The 24,234-nt window shown below is 37.3% G+C and carries 16 protein-coding genes; 14 read left to right on the plus strand and 2 right to left on the minus strand.

Going from position 1 to position 24,234, the window contains the following annotated elements; translation table 11 throughout:
- Positions 1–40 precede the first annotated feature (40 nt).
- From GAB14E_RS15715 to GAB14E_RS15675, 9 genes are all read left to right on the plus strand, one after another.
- Positions 41–712 carry a response regulator transcription factor gene (locus GAB14E_RS15715; RefSeq protein ID WP_033081524.1) on the plus strand — a complete coding sequence of 224 codons (672 nt, stop codon included), beginning with the start codon at positions 41–43 and terminating at the stop codon, positions 710–712.
- Positions 713–742: 30 nt separating this feature from the next.
- Entirely contained in the window at positions 743–2,197 is a 1,455-nt protein-coding gene (locus GAB14E_RS15710; RefSeq protein WP_033081525.1) for a sensor histidine kinase, read from the plus strand.
- 478 nt (positions 2,198–2,675) lie between these two features.
- Positions 2,676–7,421: an NAD-glutamate dehydrogenase gene (locus GAB14E_RS15705; RefSeq protein ID WP_033081526.1), complete on the plus strand. Its 4,746-nt coding sequence runs from the start codon at positions 2,676–2,678 to the stop codon at positions 7,419–7,421.
- A 363-nt stretch (positions 7,422–7,784) separates the two neighbouring features.
- Complete coding sequence (locus tag GAB14E_RS15700) at positions 7,785–10,685, plus strand: TonB-dependent receptor domain-containing protein (RefSeq protein ID WP_033081527.1); 2,901 nt, start codon at positions 7,785–7,787, stop codon at positions 10,683–10,685.
- Between the two features lie 127 nt (positions 10,686–10,812).
- The gene (locus GAB14E_RS15695) at positions 10,813–12,102 is read left to right on the plus strand and encodes a M14 family metallopeptidase (protein WP_033081528.1); all 1,290 of its coding nucleotides are present in this window, start codon (positions 10,813–10,815) and stop codon (positions 12,100–12,102) included.
- A gap of 8 nt (positions 12,103–12,110) precedes the next feature.
- Positions 12,111–13,769 carry an N-acyl-D-amino-acid deacylase family protein gene (locus tag GAB14E_RS15690; RefSeq protein ID WP_033081529.1) on the plus strand — a complete coding sequence of 553 codons (1,659 nt, stop codon included), beginning with the start codon at positions 12,111–12,113 and terminating at the stop codon, positions 13,767–13,769.
- 331 nt (positions 13,770–14,100) lie between these two features.
- Complete coding sequence (rho, locus tag GAB14E_RS15685; RefSeq protein WP_052093537.1) at positions 14,101–15,057, plus strand: transcription termination factor Rho; 957 nt, start codon at positions 14,101–14,103, stop codon at positions 15,055–15,057.
- A gap of 332 nt (positions 15,058–15,389) precedes the next feature.
- Positions 15,390–17,291: a methyl-accepting chemotaxis protein gene (locus GAB14E_RS15680; RefSeq protein WP_033081530.1), complete on the plus strand. Its 1,902-nt coding sequence runs from the start codon at positions 15,390–15,392 to the stop codon at positions 17,289–17,291.
- Between the two features lie 160 nt (positions 17,292–17,451).
- Complete coding sequence (locus GAB14E_RS15675) at positions 17,452–18,234, plus strand: substrate-binding periplasmic protein (RefSeq protein WP_081967746.1); 783 nt, start codon at positions 17,452–17,454, stop codon at positions 18,232–18,234.
- 125 nt (positions 18,235–18,359) lie between these two features.
- On the opposite strand, the gene GAB14E_RS15670 is transcribed toward GAB14E_RS15675, so the two are convergent.
- On the minus strand, positions 18,360–20,459 hold the full coding sequence (locus tag GAB14E_RS15670) for a S9 family peptidase (protein WP_052093545.1): 2,100 nt from the start codon (positions 20,457–20,459) through the stop codon (positions 18,360–18,362).
- 406 nt (positions 20,460–20,865) lie between these two features.
- Here GAB14E_RS15670 and GAB14E_RS15665 point away from each other — a divergent pair, with 406 nt between their 5' ends.
- Genes GAB14E_RS15665 through GAB14E_RS15655 form a run of 3 tightly spaced genes read left to right on the plus strand, consistent with a single transcriptional unit; the run spans position 20,866 to position 22,551 of the window.
- Entirely contained in the window at positions 20,866–21,450 is a 585-nt protein-coding gene (locus GAB14E_RS15665; protein WP_052093538.1) for a hypothetical protein, read from the plus strand.
- The gene (locus GAB14E_RS15660; RefSeq protein ID WP_033081532.1) at positions 21,450–22,073 is read left to right on the plus strand and encodes an RNA polymerase sigma factor; all 624 of its coding nucleotides are present in this window, start codon (positions 21,450–21,452) and stop codon (positions 22,071–22,073) included. The genes GAB14E_RS15665 and GAB14E_RS15660 overlap by 1 nt, the downstream gene beginning before the upstream one ends.
- Positions 22,063–22,551, plus strand: a complete 489-nt coding sequence (locus GAB14E_RS15655; protein WP_033081533.1) for an anti-sigma factor family protein — start codon at positions 22,063–22,065, stop codon at positions 22,549–22,551. Before GAB14E_RS15660 ends, GAB14E_RS15655 begins: the two co-directional genes overlap by 11 nt.
- A gap of 320 nt (positions 22,552–22,871) precedes the next feature.
- Here GAB14E_RS15655 and GAB14E_RS15650 read toward each other — a convergent pair whose 3' ends face one another.
- Positions 22,872–23,123, minus strand: coding sequence for a hypothetical protein (locus tag GAB14E_RS15650; RefSeq protein WP_033081534.1), 252 nt, complete (start codon positions 23,121–23,123; stop codon positions 22,872–22,874).
- 58 nt (positions 23,124–23,181) lie between these two features.
- On the opposite strand from GAB14E_RS15650, the gene GAB14E_RS15645 reads away from it, so the two are divergent.
- Positions 23,182–23,805, plus strand: a complete 624-nt coding sequence (locus GAB14E_RS15645; RefSeq protein ID WP_033081547.1) for a DUF998 domain-containing protein — start codon at positions 23,182–23,184, stop codon at positions 23,803–23,805.
- Between the two features lie 31 nt (positions 23,806–23,836).
- A complete protein-coding gene (locus GAB14E_RS15640; RefSeq protein ID WP_331386595.1) occupies positions 23,837–24,181 on the plus strand; it encodes a VOC family protein in 345 nt (114 codons plus the stop codon).
- The last annotated feature ends 53 nt before the right edge of the window (positions 24,182–24,234 follow it).

Consider the following 24,234-nt stretch of genomic DNA (forward strand, 5'->3'; position numbering starts at 1 on the left):
TACAGATCATTCATTTTAAATTCCATCACAAGGTTGAGTTATGTTGATATTGTTAGTTGAAGATGAGTCTGACTTGGCTGAATTGACTATTGATTACCTTGAATCACTAAACATTGAATGCGACTATGCTTTTGATGGCGCTAATGCGTTAACGTTAATAGATACAAATCATTACGATGTTATTGTACTTGATGTGAATATGCCAAGAATGAACGGATTTTCTGTTTGTGAAAAGGTTAGGGCAGGTGGTAACCCTACGCCCATTATTTTTCTAACCGCTCACGATAATCTCGCAGATAAACTCAATGGCTTTTCCCTCGGCGCTGATGATTATCTAACTAAACCTTTTGAACTAGAAGAGTTAGCGGTAAGAATTCAAGTACAGGCGAATCGCGAGAATAAACCATTTCAAAAGAATATTTTCACCTTAAATACCTTATCGATAGATTACCAACAGCGCAGCGTAATACGTTCGGGACGATTAATAGCACTGTCGCCAACACAATGGCAATTATTAGTCTTGTTGGCTAAAAAGAGTCCTACTACTGTTGACCGTATTACCATAGAAAATGAGATCTGGCCTGATCAGCTGCCCAGTAAAGACATGTTGAAAACCTTAATATTTAGATTGCGAAATTTAGTAGACAGTCCTGATGAGCCTAAATTAGTTCATACTGTTCGTGGTGCAGGTATATCGTTAAAAGAGCTGTAAATAATAAAAAGCCATTAAGGAAAATAGTGGGTGAAACCTATATTAAGTCATTCAAAAAACTCATTACACCAATATTTAAATAAACGTTATTTAATGATATTAGTGTTGCTAATTACGTTATTTAGCGCACTCATTTTATTTATGCGCTCTAGTGCAATGGATGATACTACTGATTATTACATGCACTATGATGCGCAGGTGCTAAGTGAGTATTACCAGAAAACTGATGATGTTGCCGAGTTCGATCAAGGCCGTAAAGAATATTATTGGGGCATCAAAAACTTGCCTGAACAATATCGCCTATTGTTGAAGGTTAATGATGATCCCAGCAAGTTTATTTTAAATGAAACACAAATATTTCAAATGGCTGATAAATTTGTTTATATTTTGCCTTATTACTCACTTGAAAGAGAAGACATATTTTTTGTGCTGCATATGTTTGATTTACACAATGAGGCAATGTTTTATCAGTCATGGCAGAGCGCCTTTATCTTGTTAGTGACTTTACTTTTATTGTTGGTTATTTTTTATAGTTTGTATACCAATAGGCAGATAACTCGGCAAATGGCCGATTTTACCGATTGGGTTCAATCGATGAGTAATCTACGTTATGAAGATTTACAACAGAAAAAACCACCTGAATCCTTAAGTTTTGACGAACTTGTCAGCAGCGCTAATTATTTGCAATCGAGTTTATTAACCCAATATGACTTACAACAAAAAGAGCAAGTATTATTAACAAGAGAAAAACATTTTCTGAGCAGTTTAAGTCACGAGCTAAGAACCCCGATGGCAATTACAGCAGCAGCGCTGACGCTGTTGAATAAAAGCGATCAGATAATAGCGAAAGATAGAGAGAAACTAGCAAAGTTGCATAAAGCTCATCTAAATATGAAACAGTTGACCACTACCTTATTACAACTTTGGCGCGGACAACAACACTTGTCTAAAAGCGCATCTAAACACTCATATAACCATGCAGCTCAGAGTCAGAGAGCCAATGAATTGCAAAATAAGGTCTTTCTATTAGATGAGCTGGTTGAAAATTCAGTGGCTGTTTGTCAGCAACAATTTACCAGAAGAAACATTACCTTCTCGGTAAATATGCAGGGCAATACCAAGCTTTTTGGCCAACTTGAACTGGCTGATATATTAATTAATAATTTGTTACGAAATGCTTGCCAATACAGCATAGATGATAAGGTAAGACTAGATATTAATAACCATTGTTTGTTAGTGGAAAATGCCATTTCAGTTGATGAGGACTTAGAACTGGAATTAGATGTAGGTAACGATTTAGATATGCTTGATAAAACGATTAAAGCAGAGGCTACAGATGATAATTATGGTTATGGAATAGGGCTGTTTTTGGCTGAAACAATTTGCCAACAACAGGGCTGGCAATTAAAAACAACCTCAAAAACATCACTGTTTTCGGTACAAGTAACTTTTCATGATGCTCAAGATGAGCCTAGCTCAGGTTAAGTAGAACAATCAAATATACAACTTACCAACAAATAATAGCTATAGCTGCTGAATTTGGCTTAATCCAATTAACCTGACATCAATAGAAAGTTAGTAAGCTAGTGTCAGACTAACCCACCTCTCTACCTCCCATAGCTAACAATATATTTACACATGAAACGCAATGTTCACCACATGATATAGCCTAAGTATTTACCTGCTTATCACGAGGTTTTAGGAGTATAACTAAGCATTTCCACGAGTCGTTATTTGTCTGCTGGTTAAATGTAATTGGCTAAATAAAGTCATCAAGAAGAGCTGTCTGTAAGTAGAATACAACGTTTGGTTATACCTTAGTAAAACAAATGAATTTGCCTGTAAAAGCCCCACTAGCTACGATTTTATTTATATACCAAGTAGGTTCAGTTATTGACTACTTGGCGTAGCCCCTTTTTCCATAAGGAAAGAGCTTTTATAATAACAACTAAGGCAAACTATCGTGACTGTCGCTACTGATCTAGAATTATCTTGTTTAATTAATGAAAACTATCAAGAGGCAGATACCTCTGCTTTTGAGCGTTTTTCTCAGCAAATGTTTAACAGCTTACTCAGTGTTGATTTACAAATGTTATCAACTTTACAGCGTTATCAAACAGCCTTGTTATTATGGCAATCTTTTTCTTGTCGTAGTGCCCATGAAAATAAAGTTGTCATTGAGAATGGCACTCAACATGGTGTGTTAGTTGATGGCTCAGTAATACATATTATTACCGATGATAAAGCTTTTATTGTTGATTCTATTTCTGCGTTATTAATGTCACAGGGCTATAAAATAAATGTATTTTTACATCCTGTTGTTAATCGAAGTCAAATTTTAGAAGGCACTAACAAAGCGGTAGATGCAGTTCAAGACGAGTCGATTTTATACATAGAGCTTGCTAACCAATTAGAGCCAATAGTGATTGGTGAACTGGTCGAAACTATCCAGCAATTATTGGCTGATATTGCTAGAGTTACCCAAGATTGGCCGTTAATGATGGTTAAAAGTAAAGAAATAAATCATCAATCAACTAGTAGTAATGGTTTTGATACCAAAGGATTTTTATCATGGCTTTGTCAGGAACACTTTGTTTTTCTTGGTTATAATTATATCGGTATAAATGATATTGGTAACGCGATACCAAAAAGTGATTGTTTAGGCATCTTCAATGATGAGGTTAATGTCAGTAATGAGTCGTTAGCGCTTACCTGCGCAGAGTTCAGCCAGTTTATTGCCAAAGACAGCTCACTCAAGGTAAGTAAGTCATTAGTAAAGTCAACTATTCACCGCCATGATTACCTTGATTTAGTCAGTGTAAAGGAGTTTTCAAAACAAGGGCAGCTCATTGGCGTTCATCAATTTATTGGCCTATTTACCCAAGTTGCTAATAATCTACACCCAAATAAAATCCCTTATTTAAATGCTAAATTAGCACAAATTCTGCAACAGCTTTGTTTGAAGGTAGAGAGTCACGATTACCGTAATTTCATGCATATTCTCGCGGTGTTACCGAAAAGGGAATTATATGAAAGTAGCGATGAGCAGCTTTTGGGCCTAGCAAAGAACATACATAATCTAAATGTTAGAAGTAAATCAGGCGTATTTATCAGGGATAATGATTTTAATGAACAAGTATCGGTACTGGTATTTGTCTCTAAAGATGCCTTTTGTACTGATTTACGTGATGAGGTTGAAGATGAGTTGGCAGAGGTTTATCAAGGCGAAATTTTATCACGCCGGTCTATGCTCAATGATAATTACCTAGCGCAATGGCATTTTATTGTTAAAAAAGGCGAATGCCTTAAAGATGAAGTCGATATTAGTGCGTTGATAGCAAGTATTGAGTCTAAAACGCAAAGCTGGAACGAAAACTTAACCACCTTGATCTCGCAATTATGGCGGGGCCAGCAAGCAAGTTTGTTAGTTAAGAAATATAACAATGCTTTTTCTAAAAGCTATCGAGAACATTTTTCACCTAAACAAGCCATCAGAGCAATAAAAAATATTGAGTGTTTAAATACTGACAATGCTTATCAATTTCAAATTTATCGCTCAGCAGTAAGTAAAAGTGAGTTAACCCTAAATATATATACTCTAGAGCAAACCATTGCGTTAAGTGATTCTATTCCTATTTTAGAGCAGTTTGGTTTCAGGCCTGTAGATGAATTTAGTTTTCATGTCAGCTGCTCAAATAATGGTACTAGTAGCAAAGTTTATAGCTACACCCTTGAATATCCCAATGAAGGGGCAGATATTGATACCTTAAAAATAAACCTAGAACAGGCATTAGCGCAGGTTTGGGCAGGTAATATTGAAAGCGATGGTTATAACAAATTATTGCTTGCTGCCAACCTTAATATTAGACAAATTGTTGTTATTCGAGCCTATGGTAAATATTTACGTCAATTAGGCCTTGGTTACTCTGAAGACTACTTTCAGCAGGCCTTGATTACTTACCCTGATATTGTTCATGGTTTAATAAACTTATTTGAAAAACGCTTCGCTTTAACAGATCAAAGTATCAGCGAGCGTAAAGAAGCTACAGATGTTATTAAAGCTGATCTGCTGCAAAGTTTAACAACCGTTGCAAAAATTGACCACGATAGAATTTTACGTAATTTTATTGCTGCTATTTCTGCCACCGTTAGAACAAACTTTTATCAAACATCATCACTGGGTCAGCATAAAGCTTATTGCTCCTTTAAAATACGTAGTGGTGAAATTGATGATGCTCCACAACCTAGACCCTATGTAGAAACCTTTGTTTATTCGCCACAGGTTGAAGGGGTGCATTTAAGGTTTGGTCCTGTATCTCGCGGCGGTTTACGTTGGTCTGACAGACAGGAAGATTTCAGAACTGAAGTACTAGGTTTAGTTAAAGCCCAGCAAGTTAAAAATGTTGTCATAGTGCCGCAAGGTGCTAAGGGTGGTTTTGTTCCTAAAAAATTGCCAGCTAACGGCTCTCGTGAACAGGTTATTTCTGAGGCTATTAGTTGTTATAAGGTATTTATCTCTGCCTTATTAGATATAACAGACAATAATACCGCTAATGGCATCGTTAAACCCAAAGAAGTTATTTGTTTTGACGGCGATGATAGCTATCTAGTTGTTGCCGCAGATAAAGGAACAGCGACCTTTTCTGATATTGCTAACGAAATTGCCCAAGACTATGGCTTTTGGTTAGGTGATGCGTTTGCCTCGGGTGGTAGTGTTGGTTATGACCATAAAAAAATGGGTATTACAGCTAGAGGCGCGTGGGTGTCTGTACAGCGACATTTCAGCGAAATGGATATTGATGTTCAACAAGACGAAATCAGTGTTATTGGCATTGGTGATATGTCAGGCGATGTCTTTGGTAATGGCATGTTATCTTCCAAAACTATAAGACTGGTGGCGGCCTTTGACCATCGCGATATTTTTATTGATCCAAATCCTAATAGTGCCTTGAGTTATTTAGAACGTAGCCGGTTGTATCAGCTTGATCGCTCTTCATGGCAGGATTACGACAAAATATTGATCTCAAAGGGTGGTGGGGTGTTTAGCCGCTCAGTGAAACATATTCAATTAACAACACAAATAAAACAGCTGCTTAATATAAATAGTAAAGTGAAACAGCTGTCACCCAATGATTTGATTCGCCATATTTTACTCGCCCAGGCTGATTTATTATGGTTTGGCGGTATAGGAACCTATGTAAAAGCCAGCAGTGAAATTAATACTGAAATAGGGGATAAAGCTAACGATTTACTACGCGTAAATGGCAATGAGTTACAGTGTAAAGTGATCGGCGAGGGTGGTAACTTAGGTTGTAGCCAACTTGCCCGAATAGAATTTTCAAAAGCTGGCGGTAAAATTAACACCGATGCTGTTGATAACTCCGCAGGGGTAAATTGCTCTGATGCAGAAGTGAATATTAAAATATTACTCAATGGCATAGTAGCTAAAAAAGTCATGACTAAAGCGCAGCGTGATTCCTTGCTGGCATCTATGACAGATGAAGTTGGTCTTATGGTATTGCGCAATAATTATTATCAAGCACAAGCATTAAGTATTGATGAGGCGAATAGCCAATCTCACTTTGATAGTTTCACCCGTCTAAGCCAATACCTAGTGAATAGTGCTGGCTTGAATCGAGAACTAGAATACTTACCCGATGATGAAGAGCTGCAGGCGAGGAATATTGCCCAACAAGGATTAACACGGCCTGAGTTGGCCGTGTTAATGGCCTATTCAAAAATGGATGTTCATGATGCTTTATTAAAGGAGTCGCAATTAATCACTGACAGTTATTTTGAAAAATACTTATTATCGGCCTTTCCTGCAGTCTTGGCGAAAGACTATAACCAAGCCATTATTGACCACCCGTTAGCAAAACAAATTATTGCTACCAGTGTCGCTAATGAAATCTTTAACCGAGGTGGTATACATGCAGTGAGGGAGCAAACCGGAGCGACCATTGCCGAAATTGTTAAAGCATTTATCATCGCCAAAGAAGTGTTTGCCCTTGATGATATTTGGCAACAAATAGAAGCACTGCAGGGAAGTGTTTCAGCGCAGATTCAAATTAAGATGATGATAGAAGTACAGCGTTTTTATCGACTGATGGCAATTTGGTTTATTAATCATGTTAATGCACAAGAGAGCATCGCTACTATTGTACAGCGATACACTCCAGGCTTAAGTACCTTACAGCAGCTTAATGGCGACGATATTACTTTACCGTTTTCACCCGTGGATGAATCACTTTATCAACTTGAAAATGAAGCCCAAGGGCAGGCACTGGTTGATAAAATTCACCAATTAAAAGTCTCTAGCGTGGTTTTTTGTGACATTGTAAAAACAGCCTTTGAACTTGATTTACCTGTGACTGAAATTTTGCCTTGTTATAGTCAAGTGAGTAAGTTACTTGGACTTTCCTGGTTAATAGAACAAACAGAAAAGGTACCAGCGAAAAATCACTGGTCGAGGTTAGCTCGGTTTAGCTTACTACTCGATTTACTGGAAATCCGCGAAAAACTGGTGGTAAATGTGATTAATAGTTATCGAGATAAACCGACAGATACTGCCGTTGAACTTTGGTCAAATGATAAGAGCAACGAGTTAAATAGAATAAACAGTGTACTCGAAGATCTTAAAATTTCTGGCAATGTACATATCGACAAACTCTATTTTGCTAACCGTCAACTAAGGACTTTAATTGCTTAATTAACCTCTTTATCAATCGGTATCTATCACTTGCTTACTTTAAGCAGTGATAGATACCGTCTACTCTGCTATGGTTTCCTCTACGCGATTACCGTTTAATTCGAAAGTCATCAAATAGATTTACTTCTATTTGCTCAATCCTCAATAATCTATGATGTTTTAGCAACTTTTTCATCTAAAAAAATCCTTAATAATCCTAGATAAAATCGATGCTATAACCCAAGGTTATAGGGCAGCAATAAAGCGTTAATTGTTAACCTTGTAATTTAAGTTCATGGTTAAGGTGAATGAAACGTAACTAAATGATCAGGTAGCTAATAACCTGACAATTATAAAACAAGTTAAATTACAATGGTGGATGTCATGAAAGATAGATCAATATTTAAGTCGAAACTATCACATTTGAGTTTATGTGTACTAACTGCATTAAGTTCTCAAGTTGCCTTTGCTGCTGAAAAAGCAGAAATAAAAGAGGAAGAAGTCGAAAGGATTTCTGTCGTCGGTTCAAATATTAAACGTGCTGCTGATGTCAGTGCTTTACCTGTAACACTAATGACGGCATCTGATATTGAAAACTCCGCTGCTGTGTCAGGTGATGAATTACTTCGCTCTATCCCACAAATGGGCTCAGTTAATTTTGGTGAAACCACTGGTTCTTCTAATGTAAATGATGCCCGGGGTGATGTTGGCTCATTTAACCTTCGAGGTTTAGGCGCTGGTAATACTTTGGTATTGCTTAATGGTCGTCGCATGGTTAACCACCCAGGCACTCAATCTAAGTCAGGTGCTAATAAAGTACCAGTCAATACAGTTAACTCAAATACTTTACCTGTTTCAGGTTTGCGTTCATTAGAAGTTTTACGTGATGGCGCTGCTGCAATTTATGGCTCTGACGCTATTGCAGGTGTAGTTAACTATGCCCTTGACAGTGAATATGTTGGTAGTAAGGTAAGTCTTAGATATGGTCAATCACAAGGCACACCATTAAATGAAACAACCTTTAGTTATTTAGGTGGTTTAGAGTTAAATGATGGCCGTTCCAATTTAGTTGGCTCAGTTACTATCTATAACCGAAATGGCATGATGGCAACAGAACGTCCATATTCAGCAAGTCATGATAGACGTCAATATCCTGGTTTACCTGAAGAATTTGTTGGTGATAGTCAATTAGATAACCGCAGCAGTGATACCCCTTGGGGTGAGTTTAGTAGTTCTTCTTACGGAACATTTCACCTTCAACCAGAAAGTATGGGGGATTGTGATGCCGGTGGTGCAGGTGGAGCTTCTGCTGCGCTTGGTTTAGATGGTGTTTGTGTTGTTGGAGAAAGTGTTTCCGGTTCAGCTGGCTCTAAACCAGGTGGAGATGTGAAATTTGATCGTGGTACTACACGTCCATTATCTTCAGATGCACAAAGAGTTAACTTTTACACACATTTCACCCATCAAGTTAATGATGATGTTGAATTTTTTGCTGAAGGTATTTATTACCAAGCGGAACTTACCAATCAGTCAGAGCAAAATCACAACGGTAGTAAACATCGATTTAATATCGCAGCAGATGCCTTTTATAACCCTTTTGATGAACAAGTCACTTTAAAAAAATATCGTCCTACTGATATTGGGCCAAGAACCGTTACCGTTGATGATACTAGTTACAGAGTACTAGCAGGTTTTAAAGGTTACATGGGCGAATGGGATTGGGAAAGTGCAGCATTTTATAGTGCAGCTGAAACCAACGATGCCAGTACCCGTATTGATATAAATGCTTTTGAAAAAGCGGTGAACAGTACCGATGAAAGTACAGCATACAATGTCTTTGGTGGTGGTGATATTAACAATCCAAATACAATTGGAAATAGACCATTAGTTTCGACATCCATTACTGACCAGTTTTTAATTCAAGCTCACACTGATTCAACAACGAGTTTAGCATCAATCGATTTCAAGGCTTCGAATAGCGAGATCTTCGAAATGCCTGCTGGCGACGCTGGCCTTGCGCTAGGTGTTGAATACCGCTATGAAGATTACACCAGTGACCGCTCTAAGTATGTAGACGGTAGTTTACCTTTTACCGACTATAAAGGTGTAGTTAATGAAAGTTCATTATATGGCAGTAGTGCAACGACGGACGCCAGTGCTAGCCGTAGTGTTACTTCAGCATTTGCTGAGCTTATCTTGCCATTAATCGACAGTGGTGATCAGTATGCAGAAGTGCAACTTGCTGCACGTTATGAAAATTTTTCTGACGGTGGTGATGCATTAAAACCTAAAGTCGCATTGTTTTACAAACCTACAAATTGGCTTAGCATGAGAGCATCGTATGCGGGTGGTTTTAAAGTACCAGGCCTACAACAAAGTTCTGAAGAAGCAAGTATGCCACGTCGTAGCTCTAAGTATGACCCGGTATTAGATGACACTTATGCTGTGATTGATAATCGTCAAGGTAACTCTAATCTAGCACCAGAAGACAGTGTTAACACCTCTTTTGGAGTTATTTTTGAGCCACTTGAAAATTTAACATTTACTGTAGATTATTGGAATATAGAGCAAGAAAATTTGGTTTTCCTTGCTCCTTATGAAACCGTTTTAGCACACGATTATGTTTTACGTGTAGATGGTGGTACTGGTAATCCTAACGTTATTCGTGATGAAGAATTAGTCGCTAGCCAAGTAAATAATCGATATATCAATGCCTCAAGCCAAGAGTTGTCTGGTCTTGATTTTGGTGTAGTGTATGACTTTGAAACGTCAATTGGCGACTTTGAATTTAACGTAAATGCCGCCTATTTAACTAAATATGAAACATCAGTTGATACTCTATCTGCGACAGTACTTGAAGCGCAAAAAGATTTAGTTAAATATCCAAACCTTGAAGAAGTAGAAGTTGCCGGTGTTGGCGATCTAATCAAACAAGATGGTAATCCTGAATGGCGAGCTAAAAGTTCACTTAACTGGAGACTCAATGGTTGGGGCGCTGGTGTTAGCTTAAATTATGTTAGTGAGTTTATCGATACGAGTACAAACGCGACAATTGACGATGAAAAAGTATTTTTACCTATAGATAGTTTTACCACTGTTGATGTGTATGGCTCATATAAGGTATCAAATGATACACTTCTAGATGGTTCTTATATCAGAGTAGGTATTCGAAACATCGGTGATGAAGAGCCACCAGTAGCCGATAATTACTGGCATGGTTATTCAGGTGATTATCATTCAAACCGTGGTCGTTACATGTACATGAACTTAAGCAAAACTTTTTAATCGCAGCCTAGCTCGTTTAAAAACATCGATTACTCGTAGTATTTAAAGTAAGCGATAAATCCTATGGCTCGGTTAGTGAAAGCTAATCGAGCCATATTATTTTTAACCAACTAATAGTTTGAAAATTATGATTAAATTATTGAAAACTTCTCCGTTGTTATTACCATTATTCTTGTTTTCATGTTCATCACCTCATGTCATTGAAAAAGAAAGTTCTGCTGTTGCAAATACTGCTAAAGAGCAGTTAGTACAAACAAAGTTCAAATCTTCTGATCAAGCCGCTCAAGCTAATGCGGAAAAGCCTAGTAATACAGAAAATTTTATTAACCCGTCTTGCGCTATCGGTAAGGTAACATTAACCGCTGACTTTGCTGCTGCTCGCATGGATGAATGTAAAAAAGTGGCAGAAAATGAATTTGAAATCATTTTAGTGCCTGAAAATACCCCGATCAACTCAAGCCCTTGGTATGCATTTAAAGTACAGGCTGAGCAAAATACAGATATTAAAATCACCATGAGAGTTAGTGGTGATGAACACCGTTATCCTCCAAAAATTAGTCGAGACGGTAAAACATGGCAGCTGCAAGAGTATAAACTACGTGGTAAGCGTTTGATCATGGAAATGACAGCATCAGCTAAGCCGGTTACTATCGCTGCCCAAGAAATTATAAATAATGAATACTATGTAGATTGGGCAAAACAAATAACGAAAGAAAATACTTTTACCCACAGCATTTTAGGACAATCAACACAAGGGCGTCCTATCTATAAAATAGAGAGTCGAAATAAAAATGCTAACGAGTGGGTGGTTATTCTCGGTCGTCAACATCCGCCAGAAGTAACAGGTGCATTAGCACTGTTTCCATTTGTCGAAACACTGTTATCAAGCAGCGAACTTAGTAATTATTTCTTAAGAAAATACAACGTCTTAGTTATTCCCAATATCAACCCTGATGGTGTTGAGGCTGGTAATTGGCGCAGCAATGCTAATGGCTTCGATTTAAATCGTGACTGGGTAGATTTTACACAAGTAGAAACGAGTCTGATCAATGACTATTTACAGCAACTGGTTAGCCAGGGACAAAAAATACGTTTCGCGGTAGATTTTCACTCCACTAAAAGTGATATTTTTTACACCATGCCCGTTGATTACGGTGTAGAAAAAGCTTATTTTGTAATAAATTGGTTAGGTGAACTTGACCGTCAAATGCCTAATTTTGATGTAGTGTTGAGACCAGGTAACAACCCTGATTTAGGGGTTTCGAAACAGTACTTTTCTGATAAATTTGGTGTGCATGCTATTACCTATGAAATGGGCGACAATACCGATCGCACTAAGATAAAGAGAATTGCCTTTAAGTCAGCTAACATACTGATGATTAATATGTTATCAAACGTTGATCATGACAAACAATAGGACACGCTATGAGTATATTTGATGTAAAATTGCTTACTATGAAAGTGATTGCTAAAAAGTCACTTAATAAAAAAACAATCGCAATGGCAGTAAGTTTAGCGCTCTTAGCAGCTTGCTCTGATGAAAGTGCCGTTCAAGATGAAATGTTAAGTAAAACGGCAAGTGAATTACCGGGACAATGGGCAAGTAAAGTTGATCTGCTAATTACTAATGGCTCAGTTTACACCGGCGAAAATAATCAAGCTCAACAACTTGATGTCGCTATTTGCCAGAAAATAATTTGTGGTTTATACCCTAGTGGTGAGCACATTATTAAAGCGACAAAAACAATCGATGCCACAGGTAAAATTGTTAGCCCTGGTTTTATTGACCCACATACTCATTCTTTGTCTGAGCTGTTAAGTAACGATAAAAACCATAACTTAAATTACTTAACCCAAGGTGTTACCACGGTTATTAACGGTAATGATGGCGGCGGCCCCGTTGATATCGCCGCTATGTCGGCAAAGTTAACAAGCAACGGTATAGGCACAAATACCGCGTTATTAGTTGGTCATGGTAGTTTAAGAGAGCAGGTTATGGGTCGAGCTGAGCGTTATTCAACGCCAGAAGAGCTTAGTGAAATGTCGGCAATACTCACCACAGCGATGAAAGCTGGCGCTATTGGTTTATCAACCGGCTTATATTATGTGCCCGGTAGTTATGCTAATACCGATGAAGTAATCAGCCTAGCCAAAATAGCCAGTCATTACGGCGGCATTTATGACACCCACTTACGTGATGAAAGTACCTTCAACATAGGTTTTACTGCCGCGCTTGATGAAGCAATTAATATTGCTGATAAGGCCGATATTCACTTGCATTTAGCCCATATCAAAGCACTTGGCGTTGATGTTTGGGGACAAAGTGAACAAGCAATTGATAAAATTGAACAAGCTCAGAAGAATGGCACTTCAATATCAGCAGATCAATATCCATGGTTAGCCTCTGGTACCAAGTTGCGTAGTGCGGTTATGCCAAAATGGGTAATGGCTGACTCTACTACAGCTTTTCATCAACGGTTGAAACAAGCGAGTTTAGCTGAAAAACTGGCAAAAGAAGTTACCGAGAATATTCGTCGAAGGGGTGGACCAGACTCGCTGTATATTACTGAATTTATCGATACCACTTTGGTCAGTTTGAATTTGCTACAAGTCGCGGAGCTAAAAAACTTGTCTATTGTTGATACCGCTATTGCGTTAATACTGGAAGGTGATGTAAGAGTGGCATCTTTTAATATGTCACCGAAAGACGTTGAGCGCTTTATGGTACAGCCTTGGGTGGTTACTTCTTCCGATGGTACTGATGGCCATCCACGAAAATACGCCAGTTTCCCAAGAAAGTATCAAACTTATGTAGTCGAGAAAAAATTGCTCACCATAGCTGACTTTATTAATCGAAGCTCAGCGAAAACCGCCAAAATTCTTGGTCTAACCGAGCGTGGTATTTTAAAAGAAGGTTATAAAGCTGATATTATTGTTTTTGATCAACAAGAATTTGCGCCGAAAGCAAACTTTAACCAGTGGAATAAATATTCTGTCGGCGTAGAGCAGGTGATTGTTAACGGTACCTTGGTAATAGAAAATGAGAAGTTTATAAATGTTTTAGCGGGAGAATTTATTCAGTAAGCATAATGATCTAAATTGCTATCAGTTACGGCCGCCTTTTTAAGGCTGCCGTCAATTTTTTTGTTAATACTAAGACAACTTAAAGCCTATTACCAGGTTTTTGCTAGCTGACTGTTATAGCTGATCGTAAATCAGTAAAAACTCACATCATTTGTATCGAAAAAATCACAGCGTCGCTAAAATATAATCCCCGCTATTTCCAAATGCCTTACCCATAGCTTTTCTAATACGTTATCATCTCTCTATAACTACTTCTAAGTTACACTGTCAATATTCCTGTTGCGCCAGACATCTGTAAGCATCTTCATTCTCTAGAGCGAAAAACGATACCATGACCAGAAAAACATTAACTTTGAATGTAAAAAGAAAAAAAGTCGTCAAACAGGTCTGCAAACAAGCCGATGACATGGTGAAAGATGTTCCTCATGAGGACCCAACAAAGCGTTTTTTAAATGGCATTGCTATTAACCCTCATCAGTGTCTTCGCCTAGAGCTTGGCTCTGAGCAATTATCTACTCGATCAATGGATTTATTTACGCCTGTCGGTTTAGGGCAGCGGGGCTTAATTGTAGCTCCCCCAGGCTCAGGAAAAACCACCTTGTTAAAACATATATGCCAGTCAGTAGGTACCGCTTATCCAAAGGTAAAGCTTTATGCCTTACTTATTGATGAGCGCCCAGAGGAAGTCACTGACTTTAAGCGCAGTGTACCAGCCAAAGTCTATGCATCTTCTACGGATGAAACTTATGAACAACATGTGCGTGTTGCCAATGATCTTCTAAAAATCGCACGAAAAGAAGCAGGCCAAGGCCTTGATGTAATGATTGTTGTTGATTCTCTAACAAGGCTGACAAGAGTACATAATGCCAGCCAAAAGAGTAGCGGTCGTACAATGTCTGGAGGCATTGACGCTCGTGCTATGGAAATACCGCGAAAATTATTTGGCGCTGCGAGAAAAATTGAAAATGGTGGCTCGCTTACTATTCTAGCTACCGTGCTTGTTGATACTGGCAGCAGAATGGACCAAGTGATATTTGAGGAGTTTAAGGGCACTGGTAATATGGAAGTTGTTTTATCTCGTGAAGCAGCAAACCAGCGAATTTTTCCCGCACTGGATATCGCTAAAAGTAGCACACGCCGTGAGGAGCTTCTCTTAAATGCCAAGGAGCTCGATAAGGTAAGAATTTTACGACGGGCACTTACTGGTCTTAAACCTGCAGAAGGGGCGAGGAAGCTTGTTGAGTTACTTGAGCAATATCCAACCAATGTCGAATTGTTAAATCGTTAAACAATCCGCTTCCACTGCAAGCCTAATTGAAATTACGCCATCGGTTATGCCATCAAAACTATATCTTACTTAATTAGATTTTTCAGTAAGATTCAATTCACTTAATGTTAGCAATGACGGTAAACCGTGAATTTCAATCGATTCAGTTTTTTGCACTAATGTTTGTTAGTGCTAGTTAGTTAATTCCCAAGCCTTAATAAACAATGATGATATTTCATACAACAGCATAACTTTTTATTTATCTTGTAGTTACGATGTAATAAAGCTGTCATAATATTGAAACATAAATGTAACAACTCTGTAACGAGTGCAGGATCATCAAGGAATTAGCAGTGGATCGTTTGAATATAAAATGGAAATTAGGTTTATTAGCTATATTAGCTGCCATAGGTTTTCTAATATTGATAACTTATAATTATTTAGCTACAGATACCTTAGTAAAGTTCAATAATATCTCTCGTCATACCGTTCAACTTGAAGCTGAAATGCTAATGTTGAGGCGACATGAAAAAGACTTTATCGCCAGAAAAGATCTTAAATATTTAGCTAAATTTGAGCAGACATTCAGGGAGATAACACTTACCTTAACGCAAGTAGATCAGCAGCTCTTATCCGTTGATATTACTAATAACCAGATCACCGAGCTGAAAAGGGTGTTAACAGGTTACCGAAACAAATTTATCACCCTTGCTAAACAGCAACAAAGTGTAGGTCTTCATGCCAAAGATGGTTTGTATGGTTCATTAAGAAATGAAGTACACCAAATTGAAAACTTGCTGACAGAACGTGAACAGTTATCAGGTTCAACTTTGGATATTCACAGTCTGATGCGAACGATGTTGATGTTGCGCCGACATGAAAAAGACTTCATGTTAAGACGCGAGGTAAAATATAGTGACAAATTTAATAAACGTATAGAAGTTATGCGTAATAAATTGAATAACAGTGAAATCAATCAGAATTTTAAGCAAAAAACAAATGTAGCGTTAGATAATTATCAACAACAATTTAACAAGCTAGTGCAGGGCGAACAAAAGCTTGGTTTAACGAGTAAACAAGGCATATTTGGTGAAATGAGGGGAATTATCCATCAAAGTGAAACCTTGTTAAATGCCTTTAGCGAATTTGCCATTGAAAACATTGAACAGCACATAAACAAAAAACAGAGGAATGACATAGTTGTTGGGCTTTGTTTAATCCTACTGGTCCTGTTGGCATTAACTATTATCGCCAACGGTATTTCACGACGTATCACTGATTTATCAACCTTGATGACGTTAGCTGCAAGTACTAAAGACTTAAGCTTACGGGCGAATATTTCTGGTAGCGATGAAATTAGTGCCATGGCAAATATTTACAATGACATGATGGCAGAATTTGATGGCTTGATGATGGAAGTAAAAAACTCATCACTAGAGCTAGCACAAGCATCGAAAGACTTAAAAGTATCAAGTGAACATACCATAGCAGGTGTTAATCGTCAGTTAGGTGACAGCGAACTGGTTGTTACGGCCATGACCCAAGTCAGTGATTCAGTGGCTGAGGTTGCTTTTAATGCCCTCGAGGCTGCTACAGCATCTTCTTCAGCTGAAAAAGGTTCAAATAGCGGACATCAACTAGTTACTGAGAATAGAAAGAGCTTTATAAAATTAGTTGCAGACATAGAAAGTTCTGGCGAGATAATTCAAAAGCTAAGTAAAGAAAGTAATAATATTGAGGCCATGCTCAATGATATTCGTAGCATTGCTGATCAAACAAACTTACTTGCGCTTAATGCTGCCATTGAAGCGGCTAGAGCAGGAGAGCAAGGGCGTGGTTTTGCGGTTGTCGCTGATGAGGTAAGAACGCTTGCGCAACGCTCTGCTGAATCAACACTGGAAATAGAAAACGTGGTAACTCGCCTGCAATCTTTAGCAGCAGAAGCTGTTAGCGCAATGCAATTAGGCAAAAATCAAGCAGAAATAAGTGTTGAAAATACCAATAATGTCGAGCTTGCATTAAGTGACATAAAAAAATCTAGCGAAGCTGTTAATAACATGAATAGGCAAATAGCCTCTGCCGCTGAGCAACAATCCACGGTTGTACAAGAAATTAATTGTAGCTTGATGTCAATTGCTGAAATAGCAAGAGATACCGCTAACTTGTCTGAGACAATATCCGCATCTAGTGAACAATTACAACACTTGTCTGATCAACTAGGTCATCGTGTATTAAAGTTTACTCTGTCAAGTTAGTTTATTAAAAATCAATCCGTTAAGCCGTTGGTAATGCTAGCTAGGTTACAGCTTATTAAAGCAAGTTAACGACAAAGGTAGTAGATTTAGTCTAACTTAACGGATATTAACTGCACTTAAGAATAGTTAATTCAATGTTTTCATCTAATATTACTAGTGGATGAAACTAATTAAGCTATTAATGGCGCTGTTTAAAATCAATTCACCTAAGTATTTGTCAATAACCAGTGCACTGTGTGTGCTGGTGTTGTGTTTATTTTGTCAAAGCCAGCAAGTTTTGGCTAATGAGATAACCATTAAAGCTGCAGTTGCAGAAGAGTTCAAAGATGGCTTGCACAGTCAATATTTGAACTATATTGCTAAGCAATTAGCGATGAAAATAGACATAACAACCATGCCATTAGCTCGTCGTATACAGGAGGTTAAAAAAGGTAATGCTGATATTATTGTTGGTTTAGATTTCAGCGAAGCTCGCGCGGCGCAGCTAATATATATTTACCCAGCTTATGAAAAATTATCTTTTCGATTTTTTACCCTTAATGACAATGCCGATGAAATCCAGAGTTATGCAGACTTGACAGGAAAAGTCATTGGAGTGATTAGAAGTGCAAAACATCATGCAATTTTTGAACAAGATAATTTACTGAACAAATATGAATTAAGAAGCCTTGATAGTTGTATTAAGATGTTACTCCATGGCCGAATAGATATATTTATTCACTACGAAGAAAGCACTTCGGCCATGCTCATGGCGTTAGGAGTTAGTGACAAAATAACAAAAACTACTTATCAGCCTACACATAGTAACGAGCACTATATCGCTATTTCAAAGAAGTCACCATTAGCTGCTAAACAACGGCAACTAACAGCTGTTATTGAAAAAGCTATTCAACAGCAAGACTTCATTCAAATGCGGCTGCTTTATTATAAAAACAAGCGTTAACAGCATAAAAAACTACCATATTTAAATAATAAACATGGCTAAAATGGTTATTCGCAAATTAACCAAACCTAACTAGCGAATAACACATGCAGAATGTTTATTTAAGCAAAATTAGTTATGAACACTTATCTAGGTAATAAGGAGATAAAAAAGCTCATCTCCAAAGCTTTTTCTTTTAAGCTTTTAAAGCGCCCTGAAGCGCCGCCATGGCCCGCTTCCATATCAGTTTTAAATAACAATAAGTTATCATCAGTTTTAAATTCCCGCATTTTTGCTACCCATTTCATTGGTTCAAAATATTGTACTTGTGAATCATGGAGCCCTGTAGTTACAAGTATATTGGGGTAACTCTGAGCAATAATATTATCAATGGGTGAATAAGCTAAAATATCTTGATAGGCTTGCTCTTCGTTTGGATTGCCCCATTCATCATACTCGTTAGTCGTTAACGGAATGGTTTCATCGAGCATAGTGGTCAATACATCTAAGAAGGGCACATGCGCGCCAATACCTAAATACAGCTCAGGTGCTTGGTTTACCACGGCACCCATTAATAAACCACCGGCGCTACCGCCCGAGGCGAATATTTTATCTTTAGCACCGTAACCTTGGTTTATTAATGCCTTAGTTACATCAACGAAGTCATTAAATGTATTTTGTTTATGGGCTTTTTTACCGCTTTCGTACCATTGTCTGCCTAACATTTCTGAACCACGAATATGGGCGATAACGTAAACAAAACCCCGGTTGAGTAGGCTTAATGTTGTACTCGAAAAATCTGGATCAATAGTAATGCCATAAGCGCCATAACCGTATTGCAGTAGTGGGTTAGTGCCATCTTTTTTAAAAGTATCGCTGCGATAAACAATAGATACCGGAACTTCTACGCCATCACGTGCGGTAATAAATAAGCGCTCTGATTGATAGTCGTCTTTGCTAAAGTCACCTAATACTTGTTGCTCTTTAAGCAACTTGCGCTCACCGGTAGCTAAGTCAAACTCAAATAAAGAGCCCGGTGTGGTTAAACTTGAATAATATAATCTTGCGGTGGTACTTTTTGGCTCAGGATTATCACCAAGGCAAGCAAAATAGCAAGGATCATCAAAAGACAATGGGTATTGTTGACCTGCATTGTCACCTTGAGTGGTATGAACAATAAAACGAATCTGACCATGTTCACGTTCAGTAATCACAATAAAGTTATGAAATAATTCAATACCCTCTAATAACACATCTTTTCTGTGAGGGACCAATTCTTGCCAGTTATTGATATCATCAACTTTATCAACGGCAACTTTCATTAAGCGAAAGTTTTTAGCTTGATAGTTGCTGACAATATAAAAGTGTTCGCCCATTTTATCAGCGTGATATTCGTGTTCTTCTTGATAAGGTAAAAGCTCGACAAACTCGCCATTTGGCTCATCGGCACTAAGGAAAAAATAATGTGTGGATTCAGTGGCGTGTAAACAAATATAAATTTGTGAGTCATCTCTGCTTTTATCTAAACTCATATAAAAGCTATGGTCGTCTTCTTCATAAACCAAAACATCATCAGCTTGTGGCGTACCTAATTTATGACGATAAACTTGTGTACCTAATAAGGTTTCTAGATCTTTTTTTACATAAAATACCGTTTGATTGTCATTAGCCCAAACAATTTGTCCCTCAGTTTCAATGAGAACATCTGATAAATAAGCATCTTGTGCTGTGCTTATCTTATTTAAGTCTTTAAAATTGATGGTGTAAATGCGGCGACTATCAGTATCTTCCGATATTGACATTAACTCATCATTAGGGCTTATTGATAAATCACCTAAGTCATAAAACTCGTGATCTTTAGCGCGGTCATTAACATCTAATAATAACGTTTTGTTATCACCAGAAAAACTGGTGGCGCGGTAATAATTTGAATACTCTTGCTCACCATTAATTTCACTGTGATACCAATATTTTCCATCTTTAGCTGGCACAGTATTATCGTCTTTGACGATACGTGCTTTAAGCTCTTCAAAAAGTAATTCTTGCAGCGGTTTTTGCTCCGCCAACATGGCATCTGCATAACTGTTTTCATCATTAAGGTGTGTCAATATGGCTTCATCGCTACGCTGGTCATCACGCATCCAATAATAATTATCAACCCGTTGATGATCATGCATTGCCATTTTATGGGGGATCTTTTTAGCTATTGGCGCGACAATATTTTGTTTTAACACAGGTTTTGGTATTGATTTGATTGCAGATGAGGGCGTGTTTGAAGATATTGGCACTAAGTGCTCCTAGGTAAATGATGTGATATTTTATTAAGGTTATAACAAGATAAAAATGTTGAGGGGCAAGTTTATCGATATTTTAACAATTAAGTTAGTTAATTGTTTAAAAAGATAGAGGCTCAACACATAAAAATATTTTGTTGGCGCTTGAGTGATCTAAATTAATCAAGTTATTGCTAACAATTATTTTTCGGCAATCATTGACGTGGATTGCTAAACAGGGTTACCAGAGTGTAAAAAATATATGACGTCTGCATATTGATTCTGTTAGTGAAATAGCCCATTTACTTTTTATTAGAAATAAATGAACTATTTTTATTGTCTGGTTACATAAGGTGGACAATAACAAAAGGAGTTTAAAATGAAAAAATATAATGTAGCCATATTAGTTAGTATTTTGACAATGAGTTCATTACCGGTTTTAGCTGGAGATGTTCTACCCAAAGGTTGGTTTAAAGCTGGAAGCGCCTCCTCGTCCTACAAAATGGGCGTAGATGAGAGTTCTACTTTTGATGGCAGTAAATCTGCTTTTATTGAGAGTAATACTGCTAAATCAAAAGGGTTTGGGACATTAATGCAAACTTCTAGTGTTGAAGGCTATTTAGGGGAGCGTGTTCAATTAACTCTTTATATTAAAACACAAGATATTACTGGCTGGACAGGTGGTTGGTTTAGAATTGATGGTGGTCAAAAGGAACCATTAGCGTTCGATAATATGGAAAATAGACCAATTAAAGAAACTACGGAATGGGGAAAGTATACGATAGTTTTAGATGTACCCTCTAACGCTACAGAAATGGCCTTCGGTGTACTTCTATATGGAAATGGCAAAGTGTGGTTTGATAATTTAAGCTTCGAAATTGTAGATCGGAACACTCCTTTAACTGATATGTATGCAAAAAAAAGTCATAAAAAAATTAATAACTTGAGTTTTGAGAACGATTAATGAACTCAGTATTCAAAGGTAAGTTGGATAGTAATATAAAAGTTGAACCATTTAAAAATCAGGACTTGAGTAAGCCATCAGATAAGATACTCATTGATCAGTTTTTGAATGGTTCAAGGGGGTCTTATGAAGAAATTGTTCAACGATATAAAGAAAGAATTTTTGGATTTATTTATTTTCAGGTTAAACAACATAAACATGATGCAGAAGATTTAACTCAGGAAGTATTTATTGAGCTTTACAAAAAAGCAGCTCATTTTCGTAATGAATCTAAATTTTCGACATATTTATTTTCTATTGCAAAGAACATTGTACTTAATTACTTTCGATCAAGCTCTCGACGCTTTTCTTTATATAAGATTTTTCATAAGGGAGAAGAAGAAAAAGCTATTAATCTTCAAGAACAATATTTATTTGAGGTTGACCAAAAGCAGGTTGTACTTGCTCTAAATCGTCTACCTGTAGATGAAAGGCAAATAATTTATCTCTGTGACAAAGAAGATTTCAGTTATTTGCAAATCAGTGAAATTTTGAACATTAAAGTTGGCACGGTCCGATCTCGTTTAAGCACAGCCAGAAAGAAAGTTATTAGTTCCTTAAGAGAAGATAATCATGAAATGTGAAGATATTAAAATTGCTTTAAGTGAGTTTGTTGATAATGAACTAAACTTTAACAAACATAGCGCTATCAAAGAACATATTGATGGGTGTGAGCAGTGCTCTCGAGAAGTTGATAATCTTAGTACTCTAAAAAATCAATTGGCGAGGTTTGAATCATCATTAAGTAGTGACTTTGAATTTAAGCTACATCAGCGCATTAATAAAGTTAATCATAAAAGTAGATTTCATAAATTTTTACCTCTTGCCGCTTCAATTATACTGATTGTACCTTTAGTTCATTATTTAGCATTTATGACTGCGGTTACTATGCTCGATGGATCTATTCACGAACTTAAATATATAGGCAAAACGACATCAAGTGATGATGAACAATTTCATAAATGGACGCAATTAGATGATTCTAATAAAAAGTTGGCGTGCAGTGGTTCAGCAGCAGGAAGTGATTGCTTTGTCGAGATACCATACGTTCCAGGGGTATAAAAAACTAATCGAGCAATAGTGTTTTTACTATGTCTGCAGTAACAGTTCAGTACCGTTACAGGAGCATTATTATCATTTGCTTAACTGGCTTAAATCATTAGTACAGGTAACTTTAATGTTAAAGTTACTCCCATGGGTGCCTATTTCATCAAAATTGGCGACGGTAGGGTTGATGGCTACCGCTAAACAACCTAAGGCAAAAGTAAGGTTTAAATTACCTCAGGATACTTTAAAGTATTCTGAGGTAATTTATTCGTTTATTTTGTTTCTGGCAAGCCTATGATTTTTAAGGCTAATAATTGATTATTCAGCCATTGAGCTTATTTGAGTTCATGGGCTTTTCGGTATTTTCCTTCATAATCAAAAAGTCTGTTATTTATGCGCCAGTAATATTTTTGCTTTCTTGCAATAATAAAATATGGGCAAGGTAATATGTTAGCTAACTTCATTGCTTGTTGTAGCTTGTTCACTTCGAATGACTTTGTAGAGCCCGGTTGAAGACTAACTTTAACACTAAGGTGTTTAGAAAAAGTATCATTAAACACTTTGTGCTCATTATTATAATGCGACATGTGAAGAAAATACTTGTAAAATGAAGTGATTAGTTAGATTACAAAAAGGATTTTAGTGGTGTTTGAAAGTATTGCGATCTATTCAGGGTTAATTGCAACAATCTGGATCTTTATTGGTGTTTATGTAGCAAGTCGATTTTATGCTGGTTACAGTCATTCTAAACAATTTTGTAGTGAATTAGGTGCCACGGGTAGCCCAACCGAAAAATTGTCGCCCTTGATTAACAATTACCCTCTAGGCTTTCTATTTTGCTTTTTCGGTTGGTATTTGACGCAGCTGTCAAATGTTTCAATCTTAGTTAATGTTGCTGGTTGGTTAGTCATAGCTCATGGTATTGGTACTTGGGTAGCAGGTTATTTCCCAATGGACGCTGATCCATTTACAAAGACTCCAACTTTTAATTGTAAGGTACATTCTTGGGCAGGTTTTATCATGTTGCTTTCACTCGTTGTAGCACCAATATTAATAGCAATAAGCCCAACGACTGAACTTATCCCACTATATTTCCGCGTTTTTTCAGTAGCTTCTGTTATAGCTGCTGTTTACTATCTATTTGCTATGGCTAAAGCTGTAAAATCTAAAAGTAACCCCGGCATCCATCAACGTATTTCCTATGGTTTTCAGCTAATGTGGCTAAGTGTTTTTTCATTAGTGTTGGCCGTCGGTGCCTCTCTATTTTAGTAACTATCACTTAGGTGCATATTGCGGCGTTATATTTCACGGAGGATTTAAGTTGTTATTCCCTATTTTTGAGACAAATCGGGTTGTCGTTTCACCACCGGGTTCTAATGGTGTCACTTTATTATTAGCTCGGGCATCAAAACCGGAGCAAATTGATTTTGTTGGAAATCAAGCTGGTGGTCGAGTATTGCTTTTTGTAAATACAGATGACTTTTGGCGAGATTATAACCGAATGCTATCTGAAGGTGTAAAATTTATTAGAGAGCCAAAAGTTCAGGATTACGGCACTGTTGCCGTATTTGAAGATCTGTATGGTAATTTATGGGATTTACTTCAATTAGCGCCTAATCACCCAATGGCATCAAGAGTCCTATAACAAGCCAGTTATTGTGGCATTACGTCATAGTGACTCTACCTCAGGTATTTTAT

Source organism: Colwellia psychrerythraea, from assembly GCF_000764185.1.
GTDB lineage: Bacteria > Pseudomonadota > Gammaproteobacteria > Enterobacterales > Alteromonadaceae > Colwellia > Colwellia psychrerythraea_B.

Excerpts from the sequence above, each read along its gene's own strand:
- GAB14E_RS15715 (WP_033081524.1), top strand. The coding sequence starts at position 41 with ATGTTGATATTGTTAGTTGAAGATGAGTCTGACTTGGCTGAATTGACT.
- GAB14E_RS15700 (WP_033081527.1), top strand. The coding sequence starts at position 7,785 with ATGAAAGATAGATCAATATTTAAGTCGAAACTATCACATTTGAGTTTA.
- GAB14E_RS15695 (WP_033081528.1), top strand. The coding sequence starts at position 10,813 with ATGATTAAATTATTGAAAACTTCTCCGTTGTTATTACCATTATTCTTG.
- GAB14E_RS15690 (WP_033081529.1), top strand. The coding sequence starts at position 12,111 with ATGAGTATATTTGATGTAAAATTGCTTACTATGAAAGTGATTGCTAAA.
- rho (WP_052093537.1), top strand. The coding sequence starts at position 14,101 with ATGACCAGAAAAACATTAACTTTGAATGTAAAAAGAAAAAAAGTCGTC.
- GAB14E_RS15675 (WP_081967746.1), top strand. The coding sequence starts at position 17,452 with ATGAAACTAATTAAGCTATTAATGGCGCTGTTTAAAATCAATTCACCT.
- GAB14E_RS15665 (WP_052093538.1), top strand. The coding sequence starts at position 20,866 with ATGAAAAAATATAATGTAGCCATATTAGTTAGTATTTTGACAATGAGT.
- GAB14E_RS15660 (WP_033081532.1), top strand. The coding sequence starts at position 21,450 with ATGAACTCAGTATTCAAAGGTAAGTTGGATAGTAATATAAAAGTTGAA.
- GAB14E_RS15655 (WP_033081533.1), top strand. The coding sequence starts at position 22,063 with ATGAAATGTGAAGATATTAAAATTGCTTTAAGTGAGTTTGTTGATAAT.
- GAB14E_RS15650 (WP_033081534.1), bottom strand. The coding sequence starts at position 23,123 with ATGTCGCATTATAATAATGAGCACAAAGTGTTTAATGATACTTTTTCT.